Below are 12,137 nucleotides of genomic sequence, written 5' to 3' on the forward strand. Positions count from 1 at the left end.
TTGAACAATCATTATCGAAGAGCTCTAGTTAAACATAAAAAACCACTGTTTGTGAATAATTATTTTAATTAAATGATGGGGTATGCAATATACCCCAGTTTTTGTGATTATAAATTCTCTTCCGCAAACTCAGCTAAACGACTTCTTACTACGCCATTTAAATGAATGTTCGCACTGCCTTCAAAATGTCGGAAACGTTCGACCATATAGGTTAATCCTGATGTGACAGGAGTGAGGTAGTGGGAGTCTATCTGCGCGAGATTCCCCGAGCAGACAATTTTGGTTCCCTCACCGCAGCGGGTGATGATGGTTTTGATTTGGGAGGCCGTTAGATTTTGGCATTCATCGAGTAGAACAAATGCATTTTGTATCGAACGACCACGCATGAAATTAATGGACTTGAATTGAATATTGGCTTTATCACAAATATATTTTAGTGACCCTTCTGTGCAATGATCGTGTTTATGTAACGCTTCTAAGGTATCAGTGACGGCTGCAAGCCATGGCAGCATTTTTTCTTCCTCACTGCCGGGAAGAAAACCAATCGACTCACCAATATCAGGGGTATTACGAGTAACAATGATCTTATCGAACATCCCTTTTTCTATGGTTTGTTCTAATGCGCTAGCAAGAGCCAGTAAGGTTTTACCACTACCAGCAGCACCAGTGAGAATGACTAAATCAATGTCAGGATCAAGTAGGGCATCTAATGCCATTGCTTGATAAATATTCTTTGGTCGAATATCCCAAGCTCGTCGATTGAGTAAACGTTCACGACTCAGATCTCGCAAGGTGAGCGTTTCGTTGCTTAAGCATTCAACACGCCCAGCAAAGTCGCTTTCTTCATCGACCATGTACTGATTGAGGTAAGTCGGCTCGAAAGAGGCACGCTTTAGTGTGTGGAGGGTCTTCCCAGCAATATTGACACTATTTACTTGATCAACCTTGTCCCAGAATCGCCCCTCAACTTGCTGAAATCCTTTGGTGAGGTATTGGACATCATCAATCAATTGATCGGTGCGATAGTCTTCAACAAAGCGAACCCCAGCCCCTTTTGCTCTGAGACGCATATTGATATCTTTCGTGACCAGAATGACATCACGAGGGGCGCGTTTGTTTTGCAAGAAAAGTACGGCATTGAGAATTCGGTTATCTCCCGCTTTGTCCGCGAATGCCTTGACGGTTTCTTGCAATTCAAAATCCGCCAAAATGGCGACATGACCAGCATCCTCTTTTTCTTTATTGATCGGAATGCCTGTTGAAATATCGTCGGGTGTAGCATCGGAGAATAGCGATTCCAGTGCTCGTATTGCGACCCGCGCGTCTCGGGCGACATCTCGTTTACTGTCTTTAATTCGGTCTAGTTCTTCGAGGACAGTCATCGGAATGACGACGTCGTGTTCTTGAAAGGAATAAATAGCGAGTGGTTCATGAAGAAGAATGTTGGTATCGAGGACGAATATTTTTCGCTCCGTATCACCCATAAGCGTCTCCTTGCCGCATAGCGACTTGCCTACCTCAGATTTAAGATTGCTAGAAGCAGTCACAAACCGTCGGTGTTGTCGGTTTTTTACAGGCCTATTTACTGATGTAGCCTGCAAATCCTGTTGCTTTTCATCCTAAGTACCAGAGTTATTGGTGGATAAACGAATACTGATACTTGTTTAAATTATAAGTCACAACATTAATTGTTGTGACACGGTTTTTTTACAGTTTGATGCCAACCAGAATGTTGATAAAAAAATGTTCATTTTGCGGTCTTTGTACGTGACCTATATCACAGCTTCAAGTAACATTAGCGACCTTTTCTAAGCCACGGCTGACGCATATTTATTCCCCGTCAGTGGTCTCATATGTGGCCTACTATAAATAGATCCATTTTTAATAAATCAAGTTTTGAGGTAGTCGATTCATGACATTTGCTTTGGGCCAACGCTGGATTAGCGAAACGGAGAGCGACCTAGGTTTAGGTACGGTTATTGCTCTAGATGTACGAACTGTTACCTTGATGTTTGCTGCATCTGAAGAGAATCGTGTTTATGCTCGCACCGATGCACCAGTGACCCGAGTTGTATTTAATGCTGGTGACACCGTAGAAAGCCAAGAAGGCTGGTCACTAAAAGTAGAAGAAGTGATCGAAGAGCAAGGTCTGTTTACTTATATAGGCACGCGTGAAGATACGGGCGAAGAGATTCGTATGCGTGAGATCATGCTAAGCAACCAAATTCGTTTTAATAAACCACAAGATAAATTGTTTGCTGGTCAAATTGATCGTATGGACAATTTTGTGCTTCGTTACCGTGCGCTACAAAACCAATATGCTCAGCATAAAAGTCCTATGCGTGGACTTTGTGGTATGCGCGCTGGGTTAATTCCTCACCAGTTATATATTGCTCATGAAGTTGGGCGTCGTCACGCACCTCGCGTTTTATTGGCTGATGAAGTGGGTTTAGGTAAAACTATCGAAGCTGGCATGATCATTCACCAACAAGTGTTGGCTGGCCGTGCTGAGCGTATCTTGATTGTGGTACCTGAAACATTGCAGCATCAATGGTTAGTTGAAATGTTGCGTCGCTTTAACCTGCATTTCTCTATTTTTGATGAAGAACGTTGTATCGAATCTTACGCAGATGCAGAGAACCCATTTGATACTCAGCAATATGTATTATGCTCTCTCGACTTTTTACGCAAGAGTCGTAAGCGTTTTGAACAAGCGATGGAAGGGGAATGGGATCTTTTGGTGGTTGATGAAGCTCATCACCTTGAATGGAGCCAAGACAAGCCAAGCCGCGAGTATCAAGTTGTTGAGGGTTTAGCGGAAAAGACACCGGGTGTCTTATTGCTTACAGCTACCCCTGAGCAATTAGGTCGTGAGAGTCACTTTGCTCGTCTACGCTTGCTCGATCCTGACCGTTTCTATGATTATGACGCGTTTGTCCAAGAAGAAGAACAATACGCTCCAGTCGCGGACTCTGTGAGTGCGTTATTCTCTGGAGAAGCGCTACCTGACGCGGCAAAAAATCAAATTACCGAACTGCTTTCAGAACAAGATGTTGAGCCATTATTCCGTATTATCGAAAGTGGCAGCAATGAAGAAGAAAAAGCCGCAGCACGCCAAGAGTTGATTGATAACTTAATGGATCGTCATGGTACCGGACGTGTGTTATTCCGTAATACTCGCGCTGCGATTAAAGGTTTTCCTAAGCGTAATGTGAATTTATTGCCAATGCCGATTCCGCAGCAATACACTACATCAATGCGTGTATCGGGCATGATTGGCGGCAAGATGACGCCAGAAGCTCGAGCGATGAAAAACCTTTATCCAGAAGAGATTTTTCAAGAGTTTGAAGGCGATGACGCAACATGGTGGCAGTTTGATTCACGTGTAAACTGGTTGCTAGAAAAAGTGACAGATAAACGCAGTGAAAAAATTCTTGTTATTGCTTCTCGTGCAAGCACTGCACTTCAGCTAGAGCAGGCATTACGCGAGCGTGAAGGTATTCGAGCAACTGTATTCCATGAGGGAATGTCGATTCTTGAACGAGATAAAGCTGCCGCTTATTTTGCTCAGGAAGAGGGTGGTGCTCAGGTTCTAATTTGTAGTGAAATTGGCTCTGAAGGTCGTAACTTCCAGTTTGCTAATCAGTTGGTTATGTTTGACTTGCCGTTCAACCCTGATTTGCTGGAACAACGTATTGGTCGTTTGGATCGAATTGGTCAAAACCGTGATATCGACATCCACGTTCCTTATCTACAAGGTACTTCACAAGCGATTTTGGCTCGTTGGTTTGATGAGGGCTTAAATGCCTTTGCGGAAACTTGCCCGACAGGTCGTGCCGTTTATGATAAGTACTCAGATACTTTGATTGAAATGCTGGCGTCTGGTGATATCTCAGAATTAGATGATGTCATTGCTGAATCAGCAAAAATGAATAAAGAGCTGAAAGCACAACTCGAACAAGGTCGTGACCGCTTACTTGAAATGCACTCAAATGGTGGTGAGAAAGCGCAAGCGATAGTTGAGAAAATTTCGGCAACCGACGGTGATACTAACTTAGTCACGTTCGCACTAAGCCTGTTTGACACTATTGGTTTGAACCAAGATGATAAAGGTGAAAATGCACTGGTTGTGACGCCATCAGAGCACATGATGGTTCCAAGTTACCCAGGTTTGCCTTACGAAGGGGCGACGATCACGTTTGACCGTGATACCGCATTATCTCGTGAAGATATGAACTTCATTAGTTGGGAACACCCAATGATCCAAGGTGGTATCGACTTACTAATGAGTGAGGGTGTGGGAACTTCAGCGGTTTCTTTATTGAAAAATAAAGCCTTGCCAGTGGGCACTATGCTGCTTGAACTGATTTATAAAGTTGATGCACAAGCGCCGAAACGTAGTGGTATTACTCGTTTCTTACCTCAAACACCAATTCGTATTATGTTGGATGGAAAAGGTAACGATCTCTCTGCTCAGGTTGAGTTTGAAAGCTTTAACCGTCAATTAAGTCCAGTAGGTCGACATATTGCGACTAAGCTTGTGTCATCGGTACAAGCTCAAGTTCATCAATTGATCGCTGTGGGTGAAACATTGGTTGTTGATCATGTGACAGCTATCCGTGAGCAAGCTCAGCAAGAAATGCAAACTAGCTTAAATTCGGAACTTGAACGCTTACAAGCATTAAAAGCGGTGAACCCTAACATTCGTGATGAAGAGCTTGAGATTATCGAAGCTCAAATCAAAGAACTTACTGGTTACATTAGCCAAGCTCAATACCAGTTAGATTCATTGCGCATGATCGTTGTTAGCCATAACTAGTTGGTTATTAAAGTATTTATTTAGATTGGTATAAGGCCCGGTAGTACCGGGCTTTTTTTAGAGATTTTGATATGGCAATGCTGGAATATAACCCACCGACAGATCCTTGGGTTAATATCGTTTTTGAAGATGAACACATTCTAGCGGTTAATAAGCCGTCTGGCTTATTGTCGGTTCCGGGGCGTTTACCTGAGCACCGTGACAGTATGTGGAGTCGTTTGCAGGAGAGTTACCCTGATATTCAAGTTGTGCACCGTTTAGATATGTGTACGTCTGGTTTGATGGTGTTAGCGAAACACAAACATGCGGAAAGTGCGTTAAAAAAACAGTTCCAATACCGCTTAACTCACAAAGTTTATTATGCTCGCGTGTGGGGGCATCTTGAACAAGAGGAAGGTGAAATTGATTTGCCATTGATTTGTGATTGGCCAAATCGTCCTTTGCAGAAAGTTTGCTTTGAACAGGGTAAATCATCGAAAACACTATTTCAGGTGGCAAAACGAGAAGAGCATGCTGGTGGCGTGAAAACGACTATTGTACGTTTGCTGCCGATTACAGGGCGCTCACATCAACTTCGAGTACATATGCAAGCGCTTGGTCACGCGATTGTTGGTGACGAGTTCTATGCAAATGAAGATGCCTATGCTTTTTCACCACGTCTAGAACTGCATGCTGCCGAGCTAAGTTTTTATCATCCGAAAAGTGATTGGTTACGCAGTATTTTTGTTCCTTGTGATTTTTATCCTGAGGCAGAAGAGCTAATCTTTAACTACTTCGATCCCGCACGAAAATTACCAGATTATAAAACGCTGCCAAGACCTTAATATCCGTATTAGGCAGTGAAATAAGGAGAAACCTATGTCACTGCCTACCGTTGTCTTTTTAGATCGAGCCACGATCCCTACTCACATTGAACTTCCCCATCTCCCTTTTGATCACCAATGGTTAGAGTATGACTTTACCCCTCCTGAACTCGTGGTCGAGCGCCTTCAAGATGCTGATATTGTTATCATCAATAAAGTTGTCCTAGATGCAGAGGTATTGTGTCAGTTACCTAAGTTGCAGTTGATTGCGCTTTGCGCGACGGGATTTAATAACGTTGATACGTCCTTTTGCCAAGAACATGCGATTGCCGTAAGTAATGTACAAGGCTATGCCACTCAGTCAGTGCCAGAGCACGTACTTGCGATGATATTCGCTCTAAGGCGTAATTTGATGGGCTATCATCGCGATATTGCAGCAGGGGAATGGCAGAGAAATAAGCAGTTTTGTTTTTTTACTCACCCAATTGGTGATATCGCGGGCTCAACCATGGGAATTATCGGTAGTGGCAAGCTCGGGCGCGCCATGGAGACATTAGCGAAAGCGGTCGGAATGAAAGTTATTTTTGCTGAGCGAAAAGGAGCTTCACAATGCCGTTCGGGTTACGTTCCCTTTGAACAAGTGTTGATGGTTTCTGATGTACTTTCTTTGCATTGTCCGCTGGATAAGCAAACTCATCATTTGATCGGTGCAAAAGAGTTGTCACAAATGAAAGCGAACGCCATTTTGATTAATACGGGTCGAGGGGGATTAGTGGATGAACAAGCGTTAGTTCATGCCTTAAAAGAGGGCGTTATCGCAGCAGCAGGCGTGGATGTATTTACTCAAGAACCTGCAGATGAAACTAATCCACTGCTGGCTAATATCCACTTACCCAATTTATTACTTACTCCTCATATCGCTTGGGGGAGTGATAGTGCGATTCAACGTTTGGCAACGATTCTTATTGAAAATATTGCGGCTTTTGTCGAGGGGCGAGAGCAAAATAGAATTGTCTAATAGCTCTTACTAGAACCTATGATTTTTTGTACGGCGTATGAAGATTAATATGAAAAAAGGCAGCGAATTCGCTGCCTTTTTGCTTAACTAGATTTCGAGATGAAATCTGGTGCTATGTCACTTAAAGAGCTGCGATAGTCGCTTTTTGCTCTTCTAGTTTCACTAGTGTTTCTTGGTAGCCTTCTAGCTTCTCACGTTCTTTCGCGATAACCGCTTCAGGAGCTTTTGCTACGAAACCTTCGTTACCTAGCTTACCTTCGATACGCTTAATTTCACCGTGTGTTTTAGCCACTTCTTTATCAAGACGTGCAAGTTCTGCATCTTTGTCGATTAGGCCAGCCATTGGGATCATCAACTCTGATTTGCCCACAAGCTTAGTCGCACATGCTGGTGTCTCTTCGCCATCAAGCAACACTTTCATGCTGTCTAATTTCGCTAGAGAATTAAGAACGATCTTGTTCGCTTCAATACGCGCTGCATCTTTTTCGTCAGCAACTTTGATCATTACGTCTAAGCCTTTGCTTGGCGCAATGTCGTACTCTGCACGTAGGTTACGAATCGCAGTGATGAATGATTTCACCCACTCGATATCTGCAACAATATCTGCATCGTAGTTGTCTGCGTTAAATTGAGGCAGAGCTTGAGTCATGATCGTCTCACCATCTACACCATCAATCATTGGCTTAATACTTAGCCAGATAGATTCAGTGATGTACGGAAGTACCGGGTGAGCAAGACGTAGCGTTTTCTCAAGAACCGTGATCAGCGTGTAACGAGTTGCTTGTTGTTGTGCTTCAGTACCTTTCCATAGAACAGGCTTAGTTAGCTCTAAGTACCAGTCACAGAATTGGTTCCAGATGAATTCGTAAAGCGTGTTCGCTGCCATGTCTAGACGGAAGTTGTCTAGGTGAGCATTAAACTCTTTCGCAGCCATTTCAAACTGAGATTCGATCCATTTGTCTGCTAGTGAGAACTCCATATTTGCACGATCTTCAGCTGACAATGTCATGCCACAATCGTGCTCTTCTGTATTCATTAATACGTAACGGCTAGCGTTCCATAGTTTGTTACAGAAGTTACGGTAACCCTCAAGGCGCTTCATATCCCAGTTGATATCACGACCTGTTGAAGCCATTGCTGCTAGAGTGAAACGTAGTGCATCAGTACCGTATGGTTCGATACCGTTTTCAAATGTCTTACGTGTGTTTTTCTCAATCTTCGCTGCAAGTTGAGGCTGCATCATGTTGCCACAACGTTTTTCAACAAGAGACTCTAGATCGATACCATCAATCATATCGATAGGGTCAAGCACGTTACCTTTCGACTTCGACATTTTGTCGCCGTTTTCGTCACGGATAAGACCAGTCACGTAAACTGTTTTAAATGGTACTTGTGATTTACCGTTTTCATCTTTGTTGAAGTGCATGGTCATCATGATCATACGCGCAACCCAGAAGAAGATGATGTCAAAACCAGTAACAAGAACATCAGAAGGGTGGAATGTTTTCAGATCTTCAGTTTGCTCAGGCCAGCCTTGAGTACCAAATGTCCATAGAGCAGAAGAGAACCATGTATCTAATACATCGTCGTCTTGGCGTAGAATAATAACAGGCGCTAAATTGTTGTTTGCACGAACTTCTTCTTCACTGCGGCCAACGTATACGTTGCCATCGTTATCGTACCATGCAGGGATGCGGTGACCCCACCAAAGCTGACGAGAGATACACCAGTCTTGAATGTCACGCATCCAAGAGAAATACATGTTTTCGTATTGCTTAGGAACGAATTGGATTTCGCCATCTTCAACGGCTTTAACAGCTGGTTCTGCTAGTGGTGCAGCACGCACATACCATTGGTCTGTAAGCATTGGTTCGATAACAACACCACCACGGTCGCCGTAAGGAACGGTTAGGTCGTGGTCTTTGATTTCGTCTAGTAGGCCAAGCTCTTTAAACTCATCAACGATCGCTTTACGTGCAGCAAAACGCTCCATGCCATGGTATTTAGCTGGAAGTTCAGTGCTGTATACATCACTTTCTTCGCCATTTGTGGTGAAGACTTCAGCCGCATCACGAATATCAGCGTTGAACGTTAGGATGTTGATCATTGGTAGCTTATTGCGCTTACCAACTTCGTAGTCGTTGAAATCGTGTGCCGGTGTGATTTTCACACAACCAGTACCTTTTTCCATATCAGCGTGCTCGTCACCAACGATTGGGATGAGACGGTTTACGATAGGAAGTAGGATTTCTTTACCAATCAGATCTTTGTAACGAGGATCTTCAGGGTTTACCGCAACGCCAGTATCGCCAAGCATGGTTTCAGGACGAGTTGTTGCAACGACAATGTAGTCTTTGCCGTCTGAAGTTTTCACGCCATTTGCTAATGGGTAGCGGAAATGCCACATGTGGCCTTTTTTGTCTTTGTTTTCAACTTCAAGATCAGAAATTGCAGTGTGCAGTTTTGGATCCCAGTTAACCAGACGTTTACCACGGTAGATTAAGTCATCTTCATACAGACGAACGAATACTTCTTGAACGGCATTTGATAGGCCGTCATCCATAGTGAATCGTTCACGATCCCAGTCAACAGATGCGCCTAAGCGACGAAGTTGCTTAGTGATGGTGCCGCCAGACTCAGCTTTCCATTCCCAGATTTTGTCGATGAATGCGTCACGGCCGTAGTCGTGTTTTGTTTTGCCTTCTTCAGCAGCAATTTTACGCTCAACAACCATTTGAGTCGCGATGCCAGCATGGTCTGTACCTACTTGCCAAAGGGTGTTTTTACCCTTCATACGCTCAGCACGGATCAAAGTATCCATAATGGTATCTTGGAACGCGTGGCCCATGTGTAGGCTACCAGTGACGTTCGGTGGCGGGATCATGATGCTGTAAGCTTCTTTAGTCGTGTCACCGTGTGGCTTAAAGTAGCCTTTCTCTTCCCAAGCTTGGTATAAAGCTTGTTCGATTGAAGTTGGGTTATATATCTTTTCCATAGCGCTCTTTCATGGGCTCTTCTTCATATTTGAACTTATAACGTCGTTGGCTGCTTTCATAAACCCTAATCACATAGAGATATACGTTCAGAGGATTATGTTTATTTGCCAACTAGGTTTCAGTTCAACTATTTAGAGGACTGGTTCTGGTTAATCATAGTCAATTCTTATAAGTGAACTCTCTGTGTGGAGAGCTTAACTATAAGGATTGACCGCTATTTGTGTTCGATCTCGAACGTTTGCAGATGATAGCCTGCTTGTCGGTAAATTTTATACCTTTCTCTGGCGAGCTGCTTAGCTTTTTCTTCGCAAGGAACGAAGTCTACCACCTCATTAAACTTGTTCGCAAAGGTTGTCTCGCTATCGGCCAAATTTATTACCAGTTGTCGGTTCCACGTTGGTTTGACGCCTTGGTGACCAATTTCAATGTTGGTCGCATACTTAGGACCTTCACCTACGAGATTGTGTGCCATGAAATGCTCAGGTTCGACTTGCCAAAAGCACTCAGCAATGCGTTCAGCATGCGCTTTATCTTGGCACTGTATATATAATTTAGCCCCTTGTTTGGCAAAGTGCTGAGCCAAAAACAGAATGTATTGTTCAAATCCTGTTTCACTCGCTTGGATAGAGTCTGGTTTTACAATGTAGAACGTTGCATTTGCCATAGCTGCTTTGATCCATCTATCCGTCGGGTTGATTTACCGTTTCACTCTGTCGTCTTCATGTAATTGATCTGGTACAGAATCGATATTACACATCATCACTGAGGCTACCGTTTGCGACGAATGAGATCCATTAAAAAAGGGCCTATCGGCCCTTTTTACTGATATGAGTAATATTACTCTTCGGTATCTTGGCCGCTACGGTTCAATAAGAACTGGACGAGCAAAGAGACCGGACGACCTGTTGAACCTTTTGCTGCACCTGATTTCCAAGCTGTACCTGCGATATCAAGGTGTGCCCAGTGATATTTCTTCGCAAACTTAGATAGGAAACAACCAGCGGTAATAGTGCCTGCTGGACGGCCACCAATGTTCGCCATATCTGCGAACGGGCTCTTTAGCTGTTCATGGTATTCATCAGCCATCGGCAGACGCCATGCGCGGTCACTTGCTTGCTCTGAAGCATTAACAAGTTCGTGCGATAGTGGGTTGTGGTTCGATAGAACCCCACTGATATGATGGCCAAGTGCGATAACACACGCGCCGGTCAGTGTTGCAACATCAATCACACACTCAGGTTCAAAACGCTCAACGTAAGTGAGTGCATCACAAAGAACCAAACGACCCTCAGCATCGGTATTCAGAACTTCAACTGTTTGGCCTGACATCGTTGTTAAAATATCACCTGGGCGGTAAGCATTGCTACCTGGCATGTTTTCACAACCAGCTAGTACACCGATAACATTGATAGGAAGATTCAACTTAGCCAGTGCTTTCATGGTACCGAATACCGATGCAGCGCCGCACATGTCGTACTTCATTTCATCCATTGCTTCGCCTGGCTTCAAAGAGATGCCGCCTGAATCGAAAGTTAGACCTTTACCAACAAGAACAATCGGTTTTGCATTTGGATCAGTATGGCCTTTGTACTCCATGATAGACATCATAGATTCATTTTTAGAGCCACGACCAACAGCTAGGTATGAAGTCATACCCAGTTTTTCCATTTCTTGCTCACCAATGATTTTGGTTGTTACAGTTTCATAATCGTCAGCTAGACGTCGAGCTTGAGAAGCAAGGTAGGCAGGATTCGCGATATTTGGTGGCATATTGCCAAGGTCTTTTGATGCTTTAACACCAGACGCAATCGCTAAGCCATGAGAAATTGCTCGCTCACCAAGGTTAAGTTCACGGCGAGTTGGCACATTGAACACTAACTTACGTAGTGGGCGACGAGTTTCAGGTTTTACACTCTTGAATTGATCAAAGGTGTATAGGCCATCTTTAGTCGCTTCAACCGCTTGACGAACTTTCCAGTAAGTATCACGACCTTTAACATGCAGTTCAGTGAGGAAACATACTGCTTCCATAGAACCTGTTTCGTTAAGCGTGTTGATGGTTTTTTGAATAATTTCTTTGTATTGGCGTTCGCCCAATTCGCGTTCTTTACCACAACCAACCAGTAAAACGCGTTCAGATAGCACACCAGGTACTTGATGCAGTAGTAGCATCTGACCAGGTTTTCCTTCCAGATCACCACGACGAAGTAGTGAACTAATATAGCCATCGCTGATTTTATCTAGCTGCTCGGCCACTGGAGAAAGGCGACGTGGTTCGAACACGCCCACAACGATACAAGCGCTGCGTTGTTTCTCAGGGCTACCACTTTTTACACTGAACTCCATGCGTACTCCTACATCCTGAAGACAAATAGAACTAAATGTTAGATAATACTCGCTTACTTGTTGATTCTCTATTCAGAACTACCTTTAAATAAGCGTATTAACAGTTAGCTGAAAATTTTAAAAAATATAAGGTTTAACGGGAAATTATAGTGATT

At 43.7% G+C, this 12,137-nt stretch carries 7 protein-coding genes; 3 read left to right on the top strand and 4 right to left on the bottom strand.

Annotated features, from left to right (window positions below; genetic code table 11):
• Positions 1 to 107 precede the first annotated feature (107 nt).
• Positions 108 to 1,484 (bottom strand): PhoH family protein, encoded by a 1,377-nt coding sequence (locus DZ860_RS12550; RefSeq protein ID WP_120031760.1) that lies wholly within the window; start codon positions 1,482 to 1,484, stop codon positions 108 to 110.
• Positions 1,485 to 1,912: 428 nt separating this feature from the next.
• Here DZ860_RS12550 and rapA point away from each other — a divergent pair, with 428 nt between their 5' ends.
• The 3 genes from rapA (at position 1,913) to DZ860_RS12565 (ending at position 6,640) form a co-directional block, all read left to right on the top strand.
• Positions 1,913 to 4,819: an RNA polymerase-associated protein RapA gene (gene rapA / locus DZ860_RS12555; RefSeq protein WP_120031762.1), complete on the top strand. Its 2,907-nt coding sequence runs from the start codon at positions 1,913 to 1,915 to the stop codon at positions 4,817 to 4,819.
• 71 nt (positions 4,820 to 4,890) lie between these two features.
• Positions 4,891 to 5,643, top strand: a complete 753-nt coding sequence (rluA, locus tag DZ860_RS12560) for a bifunctional tRNA pseudouridine(32) synthase/23S rRNA pseudouridine(746) synthase RluA (RefSeq protein ID WP_120031764.1) — start codon at positions 4,891 to 4,893, stop codon at positions 5,641 to 5,643.
• Between the two features lie 34 nt (positions 5,644 to 5,677).
• Positions 5,678 to 6,640, top strand: a complete 963-nt coding sequence (locus tag DZ860_RS12565) for a D-2-hydroxyacid dehydrogenase (RefSeq protein WP_120031766.1) — start codon at positions 5,678 to 5,680, stop codon at positions 6,638 to 6,640.
• A gap of 121 nt (positions 6,641 to 6,761) precedes the next feature.
• Here the strand turns inward: DZ860_RS12565 and DZ860_RS12570 are convergent, their stop codons facing one another.
• From DZ860_RS12570 to pepA, 3 genes are all read right to left on the bottom strand, one after another.
• Positions 6,762 to 9,635, bottom strand: coding sequence for a valine--tRNA ligase (locus DZ860_RS12570; RefSeq protein ID WP_120031768.1), 2,874 nt, complete (start codon positions 9,633 to 9,635; stop codon positions 6,762 to 6,764).
• Positions 9,636 to 9,850: 215 nt separating this feature from the next.
• Positions 9,851 to 10,300, bottom strand: a complete 450-nt coding sequence (locus DZ860_RS12575) for a DNA polymerase III subunit chi (RefSeq protein WP_120031770.1) — start codon at positions 10,298 to 10,300, stop codon at positions 9,851 to 9,853.
• Positions 10,301 to 10,473: 173 nt separating this feature from the next.
• Positions 10,474 to 11,982, bottom strand: a complete 1,509-nt coding sequence (gene pepA, locus DZ860_RS12580; RefSeq protein WP_120031772.1) for a leucyl aminopeptidase — start codon at positions 11,980 to 11,982, stop codon at positions 10,474 to 10,476.
• Between the last annotated feature and the right edge of the window lie 155 nt (positions 11,983 to 12,137).

This window comes from Vibrio sinensis (assembly GCF_003605645.1).
In the GTDB taxonomy this organism is placed as follows: domain Bacteria; phylum Pseudomonadota; class Gammaproteobacteria; order Enterobacterales; family Vibrionaceae; genus Vibrio; species Vibrio sinensis.